The following is an 18,338-nucleotide window of genomic DNA, read 5'->3' as shown; positions in this document are numbered from 1 at the left end:
CATGCGTTCGGTGGGCCGAGCGGCCCCGCTGCGTTCGGTCAGCTGAGGGTGGGGGTGGGGGTCAGGTGGAGGGTTTGGGCTGGTTGGTCCAGTTCGAGGACGATGATGTCGTTCGTTCCGGAACGCAGTAGCGGGGCGGGGACGTAGAGGGTGTGTTGCGGGCCTTTGGCCCAGTAGCGGCCCAGGCAGAAGCCGTTCACCCAGACGTACCCCTTGCCCCAGCCCGGCAGCGCCAGGAACGTGTCCGCCGGCTCGGCCACCTCCAGCTCGAACCGGAAGAACGAACGCGGCCCGTCGGACGACACCCCGTCGGCGAACGGCACCGCCGAGACGTCCTCCAGCGGGATCGGCCGCGCGCTCCAGCCGTTCAGGTACTGCTGGTGGTGCAGCACCCCGCCGGTCAGGCCCTTGCTCTCGCCGGTGAGCGGCCCGTAGTTCGTCCGTCCCATCGACTCCACCAGCACCTCCACCGTCGCGGGGCCGGACACCGTCACCTCCGGCTCCTCGGCGTCCCGTTCGAACACCCCGGCCAGGACGCCGTCCACGAGCACGTGCGCCCGGTCGCGCAGCCCGGGCAGCCTCAGCCGGTACGCCCCCCGCGGCCCCGGCACCTCCCCCCGGTACAACACCAGGCCGTGCTCCAGCCCCAGCTCCTCGAACGACGGCGGCACCGGCGCCGACACCTCAGGCCCCGCCACCGCCTCCAGCGCCTCGCGCAGCGACACCGACTGCACCGGCCGCAGCGTCGCCGCCGGCAACACGTCCGGAACCGGCGGCACCTCGGGCGGCTCGCCCGCGAACCGCGACAGAACCTCCCGGAACCGCCAGAACTTCTCCGTCGGCGCGCCGCGCTCGTCGATCGGCGCGTCGTAGTCGTAGGACGTGACGGTCGGCCGCCAGTCGCCCATGGCCCGCTCGCCGGTCTGGTTGGCGCCCGCCCAGGTGCCGAAGTTGGTGCCGCCATGGGCCATGTACAGGTTCACCGACGCGCCGAGCTCCAGGATGCGCTCCAGGACGGCGGCCGCGTCGCCGGCGTCCCTGGCCATGTGCTGCTGACCCCAGTGGTCGAACCAGCCGCACCAGAACTCCATGCAGAACAGCGGGTCGTCCGGGCGGTGCTCGCGCAGCGTGGCGAAGGCCCGGTCGGGGTCGGAGCCGAAGTTCACGGTGGCCAGCACGCCGGGCACGGTGCCGCCCGTCAGATACCAGTCGGCCGGGCCGTCGGAGGTGAACAGCGGCACCTCGACGCCCCTGGCCCGCAGGCCGTCCGCCAGGTGGCGCAGGTAGGCATGGTCGCTGCCGTAGGAGCCGTACTCGTTCTCCACCTGGACCATGATCACGTTCCCGCCGCGGGTCACCTGCCGCTCGGCGACCTGCGGGAGGATCCGGTCGAAGAAGCGGTCCACGTGGCCCAGGTACTCGGGGTCGGAGGTCCTGATCCGGCCGGTGAGCCAGGCGGGCAGGCCGCCGTTGTCCCATTCCGCGCAGATGTACGGCCCCGGCCGCACGATCGCCAGCAGGCCCGCCTCCGCCGCCGCGTCCAGGAAGTCACCCAGCTCCGACATCCGGCGGAACTCACCCTGGCGCGGTTCGTGCAGGTTCCACGGCACGTACGTCTCGACCGTGTTCAGCCCCATCGCCCGCAGCATCGCCAGCCGGTGCCGCCACTGCGCGGGATGCGTCCGGAAATAGTGCATCGCCCCCGACAACACCCTGAACTCCGCGCCGTCGAGCCGGAACGTCCCGTCCTCGACCGAGAAAACACCCATGACTCTTTCCTCCGATAGGATTTCGCCCCGCAGCCTTGCCGATACCGCAGGTCAACGGCCATGGACAAACCCGGGGCACCTGTTGGACTCACCCGCGGAGACCGTATGACGCCGCCCTACAACACGTGGATGCACTACCTCACGCCCGGTCCCGCGCACCGCGGGCTCGGCCTGGTGTGCCTCGGCGTCGGGCGTCAGGAGGGGCGGCTGCCCACGGTCGGGCCGCGCACGCTGCAACACCACGTCGCGGTCCTGGTCACCGCGGGCCGCGGCTGGTTCTCGCAGGCCGGCGGGCCGGTCATGGACGTCGTCGCGCCCGCCGTCATCTGGCTCCTGCCCGGCGTACGCCACCACTACGCCCCCCACGAGACCGGCTGGGACGAGTGGTTCGTCGACTTCGCCGGCCCCGCCGCCACCGCCTACCAGGACCTCGGCTTCGTCGATGCGGCCAACCCGGTCACCCCGCTCACCACCGCGGAGCCGGCCGCGCACGCCATCGGGCGCATCGCCCAGGCGTGCCGCAGGGGCGGCCCGTACCTGGAGGTGGAGACCTCGGCCGTCGTGCACGAGGTCCTGGTCGCGCTCAGGCGCAGCCGCGCCGACGAGGACCCGTACGGCGACCCGGTGCTGGCCGGGCTGGCCAGGGACGCCTGCCTGCCGGTGCCGGTCGCCGAGCACGCCAGGCGCCTCGGCATGCCGCTGACCGAGCTGCGCCTCGCCGTACGCCGGCTGGCCGGGTGCAGCCCCAAGGACTACGTACTGTCGATCAGGCTCAACCGGGCCAAGGACCTGCTGGCCACCACCGACCTCCCGGTCGCCGCCGTGGCCCGGCGCGTCGGCTACGACGATCCCGCCTATTTCACCAGGTTGTTCACCCGCCGCGCCGGTCTGCCGCCCAGTGAATTTCGAGCGCAGCAGTATCGTGGAATTCCTACCACTTCGTGAACGGGACTCAGCCTTAGCCGACTCTTATCCCGAGCGTGATCGGATGAGATCCCGGTACTGTGCGCATTCCCGGCGCAGAGAAAGAGGAGATCACCTGTGGCCGCGTCACAACCGTCACACAACGGCAGATCGGCGATACCCTGGGTGACGACCGTCGCCCGGCTGGTCCTGGGGGGTGTGCTGATCGTCGCGGGGGCGCTGAAGATCGGCAATCCCTCCGACTCCGTGGTCGCGGTCAAGGCGTACCAGTTGCTGCCCGAGTCGATCGCCGAGATGGTGGGCTACACCCTGCCGATCCTGGAGATCGTCGTCGGCGTGCTCCTGGTCGTCGGTCTGCTGACCAGGGTGGCCGCGGTGATCGCCGGGCTGCTCATGTTCGCCTTCGTGTTCGGCATCGCCTGGGCCTGGGCGCACGGCCTGCGGATCGACTGCGGCTGCTTCGGCGGCGGCGGCCAGCTGGAGACGGGACAGGAGCCGGCCTATCTGCTCGACATCCTGCGCGACTTCGGGCTGGTGCTGCTCGGCGCGTGGACAGCCTGCTTCCCGCCGGGACGGTTCGCCCTCGACGGGGCGCTCGGACTCGCGGGTGCTGAGGACACAGGTGACGAAGAGGAGAACGAAAATGAGCAAAGCGCAGCGCACCAAGTCTGACCGCAGCATGTCGGCGCGGGACAAGATCAGGGAGCAGCAGGCCGCCGCACGCGCCCAGGACCGGCGCAAGAAGGTGGTGACCTACACGACGGCGGCCGTGGTCGCGGTGGCCGCGGTCGGCCTCGGCGTCTGGTACGCGGCCAGCTCCTCGCAGTCGGAGCAGGCCGGCGCCGGGCTCGCGCCGATCACCCTGCAGCCCGACGGCAGCGCGGTGATGGCCAAGGCGGGGGTCACGCAGCCGGTGGTCGACATCTACGAGGACTTCCAGTGTCCGGTCTGCAAGGAGCTGGAGCGGGTCAGCGGGCAGACCTTCAAGAACCTGGCCGCCGAGGGCAAGGCCAAGGTCGTCTTCCACCCGATCACGATCTTCTCCAGGGAGCCCACGAAGTCCAACTCCGTACGGGCCGCCGCGGCCGCCCGCTGCGTCGCCGACGGCAAGCAGTGGATGGCCTTCCACGACCTGATCTACAAGAACCAGCCGGCGGAGACCGTCGAGGGCTTCAAGACCGACCAGCTCGTCGAGTGGGGCAAGGACGCCGGCGTCACCTCGCCCGATTTCGAGAGTTGCGTCACGTCCCAGAAGCACGCGTCCGCCGTCCTGGCCGACAGTACGAAGATCATGAAGGACCAGGCGATCGAGGGCACGCCCACTGTCAAGCTCAACGGCACCAGCATGGGCGAGGCGGCATTCTCGCCGCAGCAACTTCGCGATGCGGTCACGAAGGCCGCGAAGTAGTCGCAGGCTGCGCTACCCTCACCTGACATGCCCCTAGCCTCGATTCCCAGCCCTTCTCAGGGGGTCTGGTATCTCGGAATCATCCCGATCCGGGCCTATGCACTGTGCATCGTGCTCGGCGTCGTCGTCGCCGTCTGGCTGAGCGAGCGGCGCTGGGTCGCCCGCGGCGGCCAGAAGGGGACGATCATCGACATCGCCGTCCCCGCGGTGATCTTCGGCCTGATCGGCGGACGGCTCTACCACGTCATCACCGACTGGCAGACCTACTTCGGCAGCCGTGCGATCAAGGAGCCGTACCAGGCCCTGTTCATCTGGGAGGGCGGGCTCGGCATCTGGGGCGCGATCGCGCTCGGCGGCGTCGGCGTGTGGTGGGCCGTGCGAAAGCGCGGCATCTCCATGAGCGCCGTCGCCGACACGGTCGCGCCGGGCATCGCCTTCGCCCAGGCCATCGGCCGCTGGGGCAACTGGTTCAACCAGGAGCTCTACGGCGGCCCGACCACGCTGCCGTGGGGTCTGGAGATCGACGTCGACCACGGCGGCGAGCCCGGCGTCCTGTACCACCCGACCTTCCTGTACGAGTCGCTGTGGGACGTCGCCCTCGGCTTCCTGCTCATCCTGGCGGGCAAGCGGTTCGCGCTGCGGCACGGGCGGCTGTTCGCCCTCTACGTCGCGGGCTACACCCTCGGCCGCTTCTGGATCGAGGGGTTGCGCATCGACCCGGTCGGCGGGGTCGACCACGCGGTGACCTTCCTCAGCCTGCGGCTCAACCAGTGGACGGCCCTCGTGCTGTTCGTCGGCGCCCTGGTCTACCTCTGGCTGACCAGGAACAAGGACACCGAGGAGATCGTCCTGCCGATCGGGTTGGCCGCCGACCCGGCGCACGAGAGCGGCCAGGCCGACCCCGGCTCGTCCGACGCGCCGGCCGACGTCCAGTCCGGCACGCCTGCCGAGGCCGCGGCCGAGCGCACGGAGACGGCCGGGGACGACCCGGACACGCCGGCGGCCGACGTGGTCGCTGACGTGGACGACGAATCCAAGGAGAAGAACCCGCGATGACCGGCGGCGCGGAGGTCCACCACCGGCATCGCGACGTCAGCGGGGGCTGGTTGCGGCCCTCGGTGTTCGGCGCGATGGACGGCCTGGTGTCGAACTTCGCGCTCATCGCCGGCGTCGCGGGCGGCACCGCCAGCACCAGGGTCGTCGCCCTCAGCGGCGTGGCCGGGCTGGCGGCCGGAGCCCTGTCCATGGCGGGCGGCGAGTACGTCTCCGTGGCCAGCCAGCGCGAGCTGGCCCAGGCCGAGATCGCCGTCGAGAAGCGTGAGCTGGCTCGCAACCCGGAGGACGAGCTGGCCGAGCTGGCCCAGTCGTTCGTGGACAAGGGGGTGGAGCCCGATCTGGCCGCCGCGGTGGCCGGGCAGCTCTCCCGCGATCCGGAGCAGGCCCTTGAGGTCCACACCCAGAACGAGCTGGGTGTCGTTCCCGGTGCGCTGCCGTCGCCCAGGCTGGCGGCGGTCTCGTCGTTCCTGTCGTTCAGTGTGGGGGCGGTTCTGCCGCTTCTGCCGTATTTGTTCGGAGTAGAGGGTCTTACGGTGTCGGCCGTGGTGTCCTGCGTGGCGTTGTTCGGGGCGGGCGCGCTGGTGTCCGCCGTGACGGCGCGCAGCTGGTGGTACTCGGGGTTGCGTCAGCTCGTGGTGGGCACGGTGGCGGCGGGGATCACGTACGGGCTGGGCAACATGATCGGGGCGTCGGGGCTGTGAGATCGGGACGACGATCAGGCGGCTCCGGCGGGACCGGCGGCACGGGCGGCAGCGGCACGGGCGGCTCCGGCGGCGCGAGGTCCGGGAGGACCCGCCGCCGTTCCGCGCCCCGCCAGGCCGAGGCCGCGCCTCCTGAACAGCAGGCGGCCGGCGGCGAGGACCTTTGGGCCGCCCGCCGCGCGGCCCGCCCCCAACAACCCGCCGACCCGGGCTGGCCCCCCCACCCGCCGGCCCCGCAGGGCTCGGACACACAATGGCCCGCCCACCCCACCCCACAAGGTTCCGACACACAGTGGGCCGCCCGTCCGGCCCCGCAGGGTTCCGACACGCAGTGGGCCGCCGGTCCCGCGTTCCAGGGGTCCGGCGCGCAGTGGGCCGCCCGGCCTGAGGCGCAGGGGTCGGATGCGCAGTGGGCGGCACGGTCCGAGGGGCGTGAGGCGCCCTGGCCGCCCGCCCGCCCGTCCACCGGCCGTGTGGACGCCGCCGAGGCGGAACGGTTCCTGGACGGCCCGCTCGGAGCCATGCCCGCCGAGCACTCCGACGCGCCGCGCGGAAGGCGTTCCCAGAGGGGGAGGCGTTCCCAGGAGGGTGCCGAGGCGTCCCGGGGGAGGCGTTCCCACGACGGCGGGGAGGGGGCACGCGGGGGGAGGCGTGCGTCCGACAACGACGACGCCGTCTGGGCCGCGAGCACCGACGACCTGGCCGAGGCGGCCCGGGCGGGGCGGCGCGGCCGGGCCGCCGCGGACGGCGGCGACCAGTCCGATGCCTTCGCGGCGTCCGGGACGCACACCGAATCCGGTTCCTGGGAGGCGTCCGGTGCGTCGGGTGCTTCCGGAGCGTCGGGTTCCGAGGAGTTCGCGGTCGCCTCCGGGTCGCGCAAGCGGCGTCGCACCCCGCGCTCCGACTGGCAGTTCCCGCTGCTCACCGAGATGGGCCTGCGTCCGGAGCGGCAGCGGCTGATCGTCATCATCGCCACGGTCATCGGCGTCGTCGCGGGCGCGACAGGGCTGGTGGCGGTCGTCGGCTCGCTCGGCGACTACGCCCCCGAACGGCAGGCCAACGCCGCCGTCCTCGGTCCCGACGCCGCGCTGCCGATGGTCTACCAGGGGTGGAGCGCGCCCAAGCTGTTCGCGTCCCTGGCCGACCGGGCCAAGGACAGCCGGGAGCTCACCGAGAAGGAGGTGTTCGGTCAGAGCGAGCTGGTCGTCTCCAAGAAGCTCAAGCTCAAGCTCGTGGCCAAGCGCCTCGACGCCGACTGCTCGGCCGCTCTGTGGGGGACCACCCTGCTGGAGAAGGCGTCCGACGCCGAGTGCACCCAGGCGGCCCGCGGCCTGTACGCCAGCTCCGACGGCCGGTACGTCGGCCAGTACACGCTGCTCAACCTCAAGGACGGCCAGTCCGCCGGCGACCTGGTGGAATCCTTGAAGACCCATTACCGCGGCGGCTGGGCCCGCCCGCTGACCGCGTCCAAGGCGACCTTCCGCGCGGGCGGCTACTCCGAGGGCGGCGGCTACGCGCTCGGCCACTACGTCGGCCTCGTCTGGCTCGGCAAGACCGACGGCCTCGACCCGACCGCCAAGGACGACTTCGTCTCCCTGACACTGGCCATGCGCGGCGCGGAGAAGTCCGTCTACCGTCGCGTCGTCGCGATCACGGGCCCGGCTTCGTGACGTCCCGGCGGGTCGTCGTGGCCGCGGGCGCGGCCGTCGGGGTTCTGGCGGTCGCCGTGGCGGGGTGGTTGTGGTTGCGTCCGGGGGAGCCGCGTCCGGCGGCCTTCCACGGGGAGCCCACCTCGGCCTTCTACGCGGCCGTCGACTCCCGGCAGGCCGACGCCGCCCCGCTGACCGCGCAGGAGGTCTTCACGGCGGCGACCGCGAACCTCGGCTCGCTGCGGCGAACCTCCACCCAGGAGCACGCCGACTGCGACGAGATCCTGTGGGGCGCCCCGGCGAGCGGCTGCACCCAGGCGCTGGGGGCCGCGTACGCGGGCAACGGGCTGGCCGGGCAGTTCGCCATCTTCAACCTGCCCGACGGGCGGGCGGCCGACGCCCTGGTGAACGCCCTGGGCAAGGACGGTTTCGTCCGCCAGGACGCCGCGTTCGACGCCGCCCGCAGCCGTGCCCAGGCCCGTGCCATGGGGCACTACGTGACGGTGAGCTGGGTGGGCGGCACGGCCTCCGCCGACGACCTGGTCACGGCCCTGGTGGCACTCGACGGCCTCGGCCGCGTCGTCCAGAACCGCATCCTCGCCGCCACCTGACCCCGGCCGCGAAACCCCCCGGGTCGTCAGGGGGTTGTGGTGGTGAGCGCGGTGACGGTGGCGGAGACGGCCGCGGGGAGCTCCGCCAGGCGGTGCAGGGGGGCTTCGAGCGGGGTCAGGTCGTCGGACCAGGGGGCGCTCTGGCGGATGAGGGTGCGGGCCTCGTTCTTGGTGAGGGACGTGCCCTGGTCGCGGGCCGCCGCGATGAGGGCCTCCCGCCAGGTGTTGGCCAGCTTGGCGTGGCCGTTGTCCAGGATCCTGCGCAGGACCGCGTCGGCCGCGCCCGCGGGCTGCGGGCGGCGTACGGCGTCGAGCGCCCCGCCGGAGCGGCGCGACTCGTAGACGACGGACAGCGACTCGGGCAGCGGCAGGTTGTCGCCCCACACCCGCACCCGGGCGGCGCGGGTGGCGAGCAGCACGCGGGGGAGCGCGGCCTCCAGCCCCGGCGGCAGCGCGACGGCCACCCGCTCGGCGACCGCCGCGTACGGCTTGGCGAGCCACGTCGAGAGGCGCACCCGAGGCTGGGGAAGCTCCTTGGGCCAGTCGCCGACCAGCAGATCAGCCTCGAATCCGGCCAGATCGGGCGCGGGGAACGCCGCCGGGGCGGACTCGACCGACTGGGGGCCCTGCGTGTAGATGGCCGTGGCCTGCCGGCCCAGCCGGGCGTTCACCGCCGGGCGGGTCTTGCTCGTGGGACGCAGCAGGTAGAGGTCGGCCGCCGACCCGATCGCCTCCGCACCGAAATATCTGTTGAAATCTGGGTAAATCGCCTCGTAGGAGAGGTTGAGCTCCGAGAACGCCTGCTGGACCTTGAAGGCCAGCATCGGCGTACGCTCGCTCGCGCCATAGGCCACCAGGACTCGCCCGTCGTCCTTCAGCCCCTCCAGCGCCCGCGCGGTGAACAGCCCGATGCCCTCCGGCGTGTACGGCGGGTCGGTGAAGGCCAGGTCGTGCTCCCTGGCCGAGCCCGGCAGGCCCAGCCGCAGGTCGGCCCAGCGGGTGCGGACCCCGAGCCCCTGCTCGTCGATGTAGGCCAGGATGCGCTCGTCGACGTCGACCACGGTCACGTCCGTCTCAGGATGGACCAGTTTGACGGCCAGCGAGGTCAGGTCGTGGTCGCCGACGCACAACAGCTTCGCCCCTGGCAGCCAGAAACGTGCCCCGAGCAGCAGCGCCCGCCGCAGCGCCGTCTCCGGCGTGGCCGAGACGTGGTCGAGCGTGTGACGGGCCTTGGGGGCGCCCGCGACCAGCTCGGTCAGGCGTTCGAGCACGTGGGGGTAGTGGGGGAGCAGGTGGGCCACCGGGTCCGCGGGAGGCGGCGCCATGGCCAGCAGGTCCTGGTAGGCGGGCGTGTCGCCCGGGGCCACGCGGAAGGTGTCGCCGGAGCGCTCCAGGCGCAGCTCGCGCAGCAGGGCCTCGACCGTACGCCTCGACGTGGCGGTCTCCCTGACCAGGCCGGCCAGGGACCACCACTGGCCGTCGCACAGGAGTGTGAGGGCGTGCCGCAGCCGCCTGCCGTCGACCCCCGCCTCGGCGAGCAGGCGCTCCACCCCGTCACGATCCATGGAGCAACCCTATCGAGGGCCCGGCCCGCCTCCGCCCGCCCTCGGGAGCGGCCGCCGGCGGTGTGCGAGGGGGCGCCGGCGGTACGCCAGGGGCCTCCGGGAGCCATGGGACGTCAGGGGCCTGACCTGGGAATTCGGGAGGCCCGGTCCGGGGTTTGGGATGGTGAGTTCGGATGCTGGAATTGTCCCGAATGTTCGCAATGCGGACGTGCTGGGCACCATTCCGGCAGGGTGCGGTAATCTCTACCCACGATATGCAGCAGGGCCAACGTCGTCCCCGCCTGTAAGCCAGTTCTGACAGACGAAGACGACGGGAGGGATTCAATGCCTGCTGCCCACCTCGGATTCCCCGAGCCTCAGGGCCTCTACCACCCCGCCAACGAGCATGATGCCTGCGGTGTCGCCATGGTCGCGGACGTCGCCGGGCGCCGGGGGCACTCGATCGTGGTCAAGGCGCTGACGGCGTTGTGCAATCTCGACCACCGGGGAGCCAAGGGTAGCGAGCCGGACACCGGCGACGGAGCCGGGATCCTGACGCAGATCCCCGATGGGTTCTACCGCGCGAGCGTGCCGTTCGCGCTTCCCGAGGCCGGCGCGTACGCGGCCGGCATGGCCTTCCTGCCTGCCGACGAGCAGGCCAGGGGCATCGCCACCGCCATGATCGAGGAGATCGCGGCCGAGGAGGGCCTCACGGTGCTGGGCTGGCGGGACGTCCCCGTCGACCGCGCCCTGCCGGGCCCGAGCGCCCGCGCCGTCATGCCGCACTTCGCCCAGCTCTTCGTGGCGGGCCCCGGCGGCGAGCACGGCCTCGACCTCGACCGGCTGGCCTTCTGCCTGCGCAAGCGCGCCGAGCACGAGGCCGGCGTCTACTTCCCCTCGCTGTCGGCCCGTACGGTGGTCTACAAGGGGATGCTCACACCCGACCAGGTCGAGCCGTTCTTCCCCGACCTGAGCGACGAGCGGTACGAGAGCGCGATCGCGCTGGTGCACTCGCGTTTCTCCACCAACACGTTCCCGAGCTGGCCGCTGGCCCACCCCTACCGGTACATCGCGCACAACGGCGAGATCAACACGGTCAAGGGCAACCGCAACTGGATGCGGGCCCGCGAGGCGATGTTGTCCTCCGCCCACATCCCGGGCGACATCTCGCGGCTCTTCCCGATCTGCGACCCCGACGGCAGCGACACCGCCAGCTTCGACGAGGCCCTGGAACTGCTGCACATCGGCGGCCGGAGCCTGCCGCACGCGGTGCTGATGATGATCCCCGAGGCGTGGGAGAACCACACCGAGATGGATCCCGCGCGCCGGGCCTTCTACGAGTTCCACTCCTCGATGATGGAGGCCTGGGACGGCCCCGCGTCGATCACGTTCACCGACGGGACCCTCGCCGGCGCCGTGCTCGACCGCAACGGCCTGCGTCCCGGGCGGTTCTGGGTGACCGCCGACGGCCTGGTCGTGCTGGCCTCCGAGGCCGGCGTGCTCGACTTCAAGCCCGAGGACGTCGTCCGCAAGGGCCGCCTCCAGCCGGGTCGCATGTTCCTCATCGACACCGCCCGCGGCAAGATCATCGAGGACGACGAGATCAAGGCCGAGCTGGCCGCCGCGCTCCCGTACGAGGAGTGGCTGCACGCCGGGCTGGTCAGGTTCGAGGAACTGCCGGCGCGGCAGCGGGAGATCCCCACGCACGAGGCGCTGGTCAAGCGGCAGCAGACCTTCGGTTACACCGAGGAGGAGCTGCGGATCATCCTGTCGCCGATGGCCAGGTCCGGTGCCGAGCCGATCGGCTCGATGGGCACCGACACGCCGGTCGCGGTGCTGAGCGAGAAGCCGCGCCTGCTGTTCGACTACTTCACGCAGCTGTTCGCGCAGGTCACCAACCCGCCGCTGGACGCGATCCGGGAGGAACTGGTCACCTCGCTGGCCAGCGTGCTCGGCCCCGAGGGCAACCTGCTCGACCCGGGCCCGACCTCCTGCCGCCAGCTCGTGCTGCCGTACCCGGTGATCGACAACGACGAGCTCGCCAAGATCATCCACATCAACGACGAGCACGACCTGCCGGGCTTCAACCCCCACGTCATCAGCGGCCTGTACGAGGTCGGCGGCGGCGGCCAGGCGCTGCTGAGCGCGCTGGAGGAGATCAGGGCCGAGGCGTCCAAGGCCATCGCGAACGGCGCGCGCATCATCGTGCTGTCCGACCGCGGCTCCTCCGACGCGCTCGCCCCGATCCCGGCGCTGCTGCTCACGGGCGCGGTGCACCACCACCTGATCCAGGAGAAGACCCGGACCAAGATCGGTCTGGTCATCGAGACCGGCGAGGCCCGCGAGTGCCACCACATGGCGCTGCTCATCGGCTACGGCGCCGGCGCGGTCAACCCGTACCTGGCGATCGAGACCGTCGAGGACCTGGTCGACACCGGGGTGCTCCCGATCGACAAGCACAAGGCCGTACGCAACCTGATCAAGGCGTACGGCAAGGGCGTCATCAAGGTCATGTCCAAGATGGGCGTGTCCACGGTGGCCTCCTACACCGGCGCGCAGATCTTCGAGGCGCTCGGCCTCAGCCAGGAGGTCGTCGACGCCTGCTTCACCGGCACGACCTCCCGCCTGGGCGGAGTCGGCTTCGACGTACTGGCCGAGGAGACCGCCCAGCGCCACCGCCACGCCTACCCGAGGGCGGAGAACGCCCACCGCAGGCTCCAGGTCGGCGGCGAGTACCAGTGGCGGCGCGAGGGCGAGCCCCACCTGTTCAACCCCGAGACCGTCTTCAAGCTGCAGCACGCCACCCGCACCCGCCGTTACGAGATCTTCAAGGAGTACACGAACCTCGTGGACTCCCAGGCCGAGCGGCTGATGACCCTGCGCGGCCTGTTCAAGCTGCGCAAGGGGCAGTCGATCCCGCTCGACGAGGTCGAGCCCGTGGAGAGCATCGTCAAGCGTTTCTCGACGGGCGCGATGTCGTACGGCTCGATCTCGATGGAGGCGCACGAGACGCTCGCCATCGCGATGAACCGGCTGGGCGGCAAGTCCAACACCGGCGAGGGCGGCGAGGACCCCGAGCGCCTCTACGACGCCACCCGCAGGTCGGCGATCAAGCAGGTCGCCTCCGGCCGGTTCGGCGTCACCAGCGAGTACCTGGTCAACGCGGCCGACCTGCAGATCAAGATGGCCCAGGGCGCCAAGCCCGGCGAGGGCGGCCAGCTGCCCGGCCACAAGGTCTACCCGTGGATCGCCAAGACCCGCCACTCCACGCCCGGCGTCGGCCTCATCTCGCCGCCGCCGCACCACGACATCTACTCGATCGAGGACCTCGCCCAGCTCATCCACGACCTGAAGAACTCCAACCCGGAGGCCAGGGTCCACGTGAAGCTGGTGGCCGAGGTCGGCGTCGGGACGGTCGCGGCCGGCGTGTCCAAGGCGCACGCCGACGTCGTGCTCATCTCCGGCCACGACGGCGGCACCGGCGCCTCGCCGCTCACCAGCCTCAAGCACGCGGGCGCGCCCTGGGAGCTCGGCCTGGCCGAGACCCAGCAGACGCTGCTGCTGAACAACCTGCGCGACCGCATCGTCGTGCAGGTCGACGGCCAGCTCAAGACCGGCCGCGACGTCGTCATCGCCGCCCTGCTGGGCGCCGAGGAGTACGGCTTCGCCACCGCGCCGCTGGTCGTCTCCGGCTGCGTGATGATGCGGGTCTGCCACCTCGACACCTGCCCGGTGGGCGTGGCCACGCAGAACCCCGAACTGCGCAGGCGTTTCAGCGGCAAGCCCGAGTTCGTGGTCAACTTCTTCGAGTTCATCGCCGAGGAGATCCGCGAATACCTGGCCGAGCTGGGCTTCCGCTCGCTCGACGAGGCGATCGGGCACGTCGAGATGCTCGACACGACGGCCGCCGAGCACCACTGGAAGGCCGGCGGCCTCGACCTGTCGCCGATCCTGCACCAGCCCGACCTGCCCGAGGGCACGCCGCTGCGGCGTACCGTCGAGCAGGACCACGGCCTGGCGCACGCGCTGGACAACACCCTGATCCAGCTCCCCGAGGGCGCGCTCACCGACGGCACCCCGGTCACGCTGGAACTGCCCATCCGCAACGTCAACCGTACGGTCGGCACGATGCTGGGCTACCAGGTCACCAGGCGCCACGGCGGCGCGGGCCTGCCCGACAACACCATCGACATCGGCTTCACCGGCTCGGCGGGCAACTCCTTCGGCGCGTTCATGCCCCGCGGGATCACGCTGCGCCTGACCGGCGACGCCAACGACTACCTCGGCAAGGGCCTGTCGGGCGGGCGGATCACCCTCCGGCCGCACGAGGAGGCCCCGCTCGACGGCCACATCATCGCCGGCAACGTCGCCCTGTACGGCGCCACCTCCGGCGAGGTGTTCATCCGCGGCGTGGTCGGCGAGCGCTTCTGCGTCCGCAACTCCGGCGCCACGGCGGTCGTCGAGGGCGTGGGCGACCACGGCGGCGAGTACATGACCGGCGGCCGGGTGGTCGTGCTCGGCCCGACCGGGCGCAACTTCGCGGCCGGCATGTCCGGCGGCGTCGCCTACCTGCTCGACCTGCGGCCCGAACGGGTCAACCGGGAGATGGTCGCCATCGAGGCGCTGACCGAGCAGGACGGCGAGTTCCTCAAGGAGACGGTCGAGAAGCACTTCGCCGAGACCGCGTCCCCGGTGGCCAAGCAGCTGCTGGCCGACTGGGACGCCGCGCTCGCCCGGTTCGGCAAGATCATGCCGACCGACTACAAGAGGGTGCTGGAGGCCGCCGAGGCCGCCCGCGCCGAAGGCAGGGACATCGACGAGGCCGTCATGGCGGCCGCGGTGCAGGGTTAAGGGAGGCGTACTCGATGGCTGACCCCAAGGGTTTTCTCACGCACGAGCGGGAGCTGCCGGCGCGCCGCCCCGTGGACGTCCGCATCGGCGACTGGCGGGAGGTCTACCAGGACTTCCCGCAGGAGCGGCTGACCCGGCAGGCGTCGCGCTGCATGGACTGCGGCATCCCGTTCTGCCACAACGGCTGCCCGCTCGGGAACCTCATCCCCGAGTGGAACGACCTGGTCTACCGCACCGACTGGCGCGAGGCGGCCGAGCGGCTGCACGCCACGAACAACTTCCCGGAGTTCACCGGCAGGCTCTGCCCGGCTCCCTGTGAGGCGGCGTGCGTGCTCGGCATCAACGCCGACCCGGTGGCGATCAAGCGGGTCGAGGTCGAGATCATCGACCGCGCGTTCGCCGAGGGCTGGGTGATCCCGCAGCCGCCGCGGGTCCGTACCGGCAAGAAGGTGGCCGTCGTCGGCTCGGGCCCCGCGGGCCTGGCCGCCGCCCAGCAGCTCACCAGGGCCGGGCACGACGTGGTGGTGTTCGAGCGCGACGACCGCGCCGGCGGCCTGCTGCGCTACGGCATCCCCGAGTTCAAGATGGAGAAGCGCCACATCGAGCGGCGCCTGGAGCAGATGCGGGCCGAGGGCACCAGGTTCCGCACCGGCGTGCACGTCGGCGTGGACGTCACCGCCGCCGAGCTGCGCGAGCAGTTCGACGCGGTGGTGCTGTCGGGCGGCGCGACCCAGTGGCGCGACCTGCCGGTGACCGGGCGCGAGCTCAAGGGCGTCCACCAGGCGATGGAGTATCTGCCGCCGGCCAACAAGGTCCAGGAGGGCGACTACGCGGTCTCGCCGATCTCGGCCGAGGGCAAGCACGTCGTGGTGATCGGCGGCGGTGACACCGGCGCCGACTGCATCGGCACCGCGATCAGGCAGGGCGCCGCGTCGGTGACCCAGCTGGAGATCATGCCGCAGCCGCCCGCCTCGCGGCCCGGCAGCCAGCCGTGGCCGACGTTCCCCATCCTGTTCAAGATGGAGAGCGCGCACGAGGAGCTGGCCGACGGCGACGGGGAGCGCGTGTACGCGGTCTCCACCACCGAGTTCGTCGGCGACGCCGAGGGCAACGTCAGGGCGCTGCGCCTGGTCGAGGTCGAGGGGCCGCAGAACGGCTTCAAGCCGGTCCCCGGCACCGAGCGGGAGATCCCGGCCGAGCTGGTCACGCTGTCCATGGGCTTCGTCGGGCCGGAGAAGGGCGCCCTGCTCCAGGACCTCGCCGAGGTCGCCGGAGAGGGCTTCTACGACGCCCGCGGCAACGTCGCGCGGGACAAGACGTACATGTCGAGGGTGGAGGGCGTGTTCGTGGCCGGTGACATGGGCCGCGGGCAGTCGCTCATCGTCTGGGCCATCGCCGAGGGCCGTTCGGCGGCCTCGGGCGTCGATCGGTACCTGAGCGGGGAGACGGCGCTGCCGTACCCGATCCTGCCGACGGCGCGTCCGCTGGTCTGACGTACGCCTCAGGAGGGCCCCGGAACCGCGCGGTTCCGGGGCCCCTCGTCTTTTGCACAGTCTGCAAGGCTTGCAGAGTGTGCAACTCTTGCGTAGAGTGCAAGGCATGGAGAGTCCGGAGCAGCGCCGTGAGCGCCGGAGGGCCGAGAAGCGGCAGGCCATCCGGATGGCCGCGGTGCGGCTGGCCCTCGACCACGGCCTCGACGCCGTGACGGTCGAGGCCGTCAGCGCCGCGGCCGACATCTCGCCGCGCACGTTCTTCAACTACTTCGCCTCGAAGGAGGACGCGCTCGTCATGGAGCCGGTCTGGCGGCCGGACGACATCGTCGACCTGCTCGGCGGCCGACCGGCCGACGAGCCCGCCTTCCGGTCGCTCAAGGCGGTGGCCCGGGAGCTGGCCGTGCGGATACGGCCGATCTGGGACACCATGCAGCCGTTCATGGAGCTGAACAGCCGCTATCCCGAGCTGGCCGCCAGGGCGCGGGCCGTCGACCAGACCGAGCTCATGGAGAAGGTCCTCGGCGCCGTACGGGAGCGGTCCGGCGTCACCACCGGCATCCACGCCCGGATGTTGCTCATCGCCACCTTCGGCGCGATGATCTCCGCCGTCCAGGAGTCGGCGGCGACGGGCGAGCCGGTGGAGACACTGCTCGACGAGGCGTTCGCGCTGCTCGAACGCGGACTCTGACCCATCTGAAGAAGAAAGCGGCGATCGGGGTGGCACCCCCGACCGCCGCGGATTCCTCCTGCCCTCGCGAAAGAAGCAAGGAGACAACTGAATGGTATCGACAATCGAACGGGACGCCGGAACGCGGCGCGTCCCGTGGCTCAGCATGGGCTCGCTGCTGCTGTGCCTGTTCCTGGCCGCCGTGGACCAGACCGTGGTGGCCACGGCCACCCCCACCATCGTGGGCGAGCTCAACGGCCTGGAGAGCGTGTCGTGGCTGGTCACGGCATTCTCCCTGACCTCCGGCATCGTCTCGCCCCTCTACGGCAAGCTCAGCGACATGTACGGCCGCCGCCGCCTGTACCTGTCGGCCATCGTGCTGTTCCTGCTCGGCTCGGCCCTGTGCGGGCTGGCCCAGACGATGGGCCAGCTCATCGCCTTCCGCGCCTTCCAGGGCATCGGCGCCGGCGGCCTCATGGTGCTGACCCTGGCGATCTCGGCCGACATCGCCACGCCCCGCGAACGCGCCAAGTTCCAGGGCCTGTTCGGCGCGGTCATCGGCGTGGCCGCCGTCGTCGGCCCGGTCATCGGCGGCTACCTCACCGAGCACATCTCCTGGCGCTGGATCTTCTACATCAACCTGCCGCTCGGGGCGGTCGCGCTGGCGGTCGCGTTCGCCGTGCTCCGGCTGCCGCGCCGTACCTCGCCGCACCGGATCGACTGGCTGGGGGCCGCGCTGATCTCCGGGGTGCTGACCTGCCTGACGTTGTTCGCCTCGTGGGGCGGGACGACGTACGCGTGGTCCTCGCCGGTCGTGCTCGGGCTGGGCGCGGGGGCGGTCCTGCTGACCGTGCTGTTCGTGCTGGTGGAACGGCGGGCCGAGGAGCCGGTGTTGCCGCTCGGGCTGTTCCGTGACCGTACGTTCACGATCGCCACGGCGGCCGTCGTGCTCATGGCGACCGGGTTGGTGGGGGCGGCCACCTTCCTGCCGCTCTTCCTGCAACTGGCCGGCGGGGCCAGCGCGTCGAACTCGGGCTTGCTGCTGCTTCCCCTGATGGCGGGCATGATCGTGGCCTCGGCGGTGGCGGGGCGCCTGGTGACCAGGCTGGGGACGTACAAGTGGGTCGTGGTGTCGGGGGCGGGGCTGGCGGCGGTGGCCGGGTTCCTGCTCTCGACGATGGGACTGGGGACCGGGGCGGTGACGTCCGGGGTGTACATGGTGCTGTTCGGGGCCGGGCTCGGCATGGTGCTGCAGAACCTCATGCTCGCCGTCCAGGTCAGCGCGCCCGCCGCCGACCGGGGCGCGGCCACCTCGGTGGTCTCCTTCGCCAGGAACGTGGGCGGCGCCGTCGGCGTGGCGGTGCTCGGCGGCGTCTTCAGCGGCAGGCTGGGGCCGGGGGAGGCGGCCGTGGACCCGGGCTCGGTGGGGGCGATGTCCGAGTCCGCGCGGCTGGCCTTCGCCGACGCGATCGGCGGGGTCTTCCTGTGGATCGCGCCGATCCTGCTGGCCGGTGGCGTCCTGCTGACCTGCCTGCGGAACGTGCGCCTGCACCGCGACACCTGACCGGCCGGGAAGCCTGGCGGGAAGCCGCGCAGGGGGAGCCGCGCAGGGGGAGCCGCGCAGGGGGAGCCGCGCAGGGGGGAGCCGCGCAGGGGGAGCCGGGC

At 71.7% G+C, this 18,338-nt stretch carries 13 protein-coding genes; 11 read left to right on the top strand and 2 right to left on the bottom strand.

The genetic code is table 11. The features are described 5' to 3' along the window. Positions 1-38: 38 nt before the first annotated feature. Complete coding sequence (locus DMB42_RS03305) at positions 39-1,769, bottom strand: beta-galactosidase family protein (protein WP_125630387.1); 1,731 nt, start codon at positions 1,767-1,769, stop codon at positions 39-41. A gap of 105 nt (positions 1,770-1,874) precedes the next feature. Between DMB42_RS03305 and DMB42_RS03300 the strand changes: the two genes are divergently transcribed. The 7 genes from DMB42_RS03300 to DMB42_RS03270 all read left to right on the top strand — a co-directional run bounded on the left by DMB42_RS03300 (position 1,875) and on the right by DMB42_RS03270 (position 8,118). Next, the gene (locus DMB42_RS03300; RefSeq protein ID WP_125630385.1) at positions 1,875-2,714 is read left to right on the top strand and encodes an AraC family transcriptional regulator; all 840 of its coding nucleotides are present in this window, start codon (positions 1,875-1,877) and stop codon (positions 2,712-2,714) included. A gap of 144 nt (positions 2,715-2,858) precedes the next feature. After that, entirely contained in the window at positions 2,859-3,365 is a 507-nt protein-coding gene (locus DMB42_RS03295) for a MauE/DoxX family redox-associated membrane protein (RefSeq protein ID WP_125630383.1), read from the top strand. After that, entirely contained in the window at positions 3,337-4,101 is a 765-nt protein-coding gene (locus DMB42_RS03290) for a thioredoxin domain-containing protein (protein ID WP_125630381.1), read from the top strand. The genes DMB42_RS03295 and DMB42_RS03290 overlap by 29 nt, the downstream gene beginning before the upstream one ends. Positions 4,102-4,128: 27 nt before the next feature. Next, positions 4,129-5,157, top strand: a complete 1,029-nt coding sequence (gene lgt, locus DMB42_RS03285; RefSeq protein WP_125630379.1) for a prolipoprotein diacylglyceryl transferase — start codon at positions 4,129-4,131, stop codon at positions 5,155-5,157. Next, positions 5,154-5,858: a VIT1/CCC1 transporter family protein gene (locus tag DMB42_RS03280; protein ID WP_125630377.1), complete on the top strand. Its 705-nt coding sequence runs from the start codon at positions 5,154-5,156 to the stop codon at positions 5,856-5,858. Before lgt ends, DMB42_RS03280 begins: the two co-directional genes overlap by 4 nt. Then, entirely contained in the window at positions 5,855-7,528 is a 1,674-nt protein-coding gene (locus tag DMB42_RS03275; RefSeq protein ID WP_125630375.1) for a hypothetical protein, read from the top strand. The genes DMB42_RS03280 and DMB42_RS03275 overlap by 4 nt, the downstream gene beginning before the upstream one ends. Beyond that, on the top strand, positions 7,525-8,118 hold the full coding sequence (locus DMB42_RS03270; RefSeq protein ID WP_125630373.1) for a hypothetical protein: 594 nt from the start codon (positions 7,525-7,527) through the stop codon (positions 8,116-8,118). Before DMB42_RS03275 ends, DMB42_RS03270 begins: the two co-directional genes overlap by 4 nt. A 26-nt stretch (positions 8,119-8,144) precedes the next feature. On the opposite strand, the gene DMB42_RS03265 is transcribed toward DMB42_RS03270, so the two are convergent. After that, a complete protein-coding gene (locus DMB42_RS03265; RefSeq protein ID WP_260477451.1) occupies positions 8,145-9,683 on the bottom strand; it encodes a bis-aminopropyl spermidine synthase family protein in 1,539 nt (512 codons plus the stop codon). A gap of 324 nt (positions 9,684-10,007) precedes the next feature. Here DMB42_RS03265 and gltB point away from each other — a divergent pair, with 324 nt between their 5' ends. The 4 genes from gltB (at position 10,008) to DMB42_RS03245 (ending at position 18,237) form a co-directional block, all read left to right on the top strand. Then, positions 10,008-14,513 carry a glutamate synthase large subunit gene (gltB, locus tag DMB42_RS03260; RefSeq protein ID WP_125630371.1) on the top strand — a complete coding sequence of 1,502 codons (4,506 nt, stop codon included), beginning with the start codon at positions 10,008-10,010 and terminating at the stop codon, positions 14,511-14,513. A gap of 14 nt (positions 14,514-14,527) precedes the next feature. Beyond that, complete coding sequence (locus DMB42_RS03255) at positions 14,528-16,006, top strand: glutamate synthase subunit beta (protein ID WP_125630369.1); 1,479 nt, start codon at positions 14,528-14,530, stop codon at positions 16,004-16,006. A 106-nt stretch (positions 16,007-16,112) separates the two neighbouring features. Beyond that, entirely contained in the window at positions 16,113-16,694 is a 582-nt protein-coding gene (locus DMB42_RS03250) for a TetR/AcrR family transcriptional regulator (protein ID WP_125630367.1), read from the top strand. A gap of 91 nt (positions 16,695-16,785) precedes the next feature. Beyond that, positions 16,786-18,237 (top strand): MDR family MFS transporter, encoded by a 1,452-nt coding sequence (locus tag DMB42_RS03245; protein ID WP_125630365.1) that lies wholly within the window; start codon positions 16,786-16,788, stop codon positions 18,235-18,237. Positions 18,238-18,338 lie beyond the last annotated feature (101 nt).

Source organism: Nonomuraea sp. WAC 01424, from assembly GCF_003947315.1.
Classification (GTDB): domain Bacteria; phylum Actinomycetota; class Actinomycetes; order Streptosporangiales; family Streptosporangiaceae; genus Nonomuraea; species Nonomuraea spiralis.
This window is presented reverse-complemented; position numbering and strand designations above follow the sequence as displayed.

What these genes read in the sequence shown, in the direction of transcription:
- DMB42_RS03305 (WP_125630387.1), bottom strand. Translation starts at nt 1,769, where the DNA reads ATGGGTGTTTTCTCGGTCGAGGACGGGACGTTCCGGCTCGACGGCGCG.
- DMB42_RS03300 (WP_125630385.1), top strand. Translation starts at nt 1,875, where the DNA reads ATGACGCCGCCCTACAACACGTGGATGCACTACCTCACGCCCGGTCCC.
- DMB42_RS03290 (WP_125630381.1), top strand. Translation starts at nt 3,337, where the DNA reads ATGAGCAAAGCGCAGCGCACCAAGTCTGACCGCAGCATGTCGGCGCGG.
- lgt (WP_125630379.1), top strand. Translation starts at nt 4,129, where the DNA reads ATGCCCCTAGCCTCGATTCCCAGCCCTTCTCAGGGGGTCTGGTATCTC.
- DMB42_RS03280 (WP_125630377.1), top strand. Translation starts at nt 5,154, where the DNA reads ATGACCGGCGGCGCGGAGGTCCACCACCGGCATCGCGACGTCAGCGGG.
- DMB42_RS03265 (WP_260477451.1), bottom strand. Translation starts at nt 9,683, where the DNA reads ATGGATCGTGACGGGGTGGAGCGCCTGCTCGCCGAGGCGGGGGTCGAC.
- gltB (WP_125630371.1), top strand. Translation starts at nt 10,008, where the DNA reads ATGCCTGCTGCCCACCTCGGATTCCCCGAGCCTCAGGGCCTCTACCAC.
- DMB42_RS03255 (WP_125630369.1), top strand. Translation starts at nt 14,528, where the DNA reads ATGGCTGACCCCAAGGGTTTTCTCACGCACGAGCGGGAGCTGCCGGCG.
- DMB42_RS03250 (WP_125630367.1), top strand. Translation starts at nt 16,113, where the DNA reads ATGGAGAGTCCGGAGCAGCGCCGTGAGCGCCGGAGGGCCGAGAAGCGG.
- DMB42_RS03245 (WP_125630365.1), top strand. Translation starts at nt 16,786, where the DNA reads ATGGTATCGACAATCGAACGGGACGCCGGAACGCGGCGCGTCCCGTGG.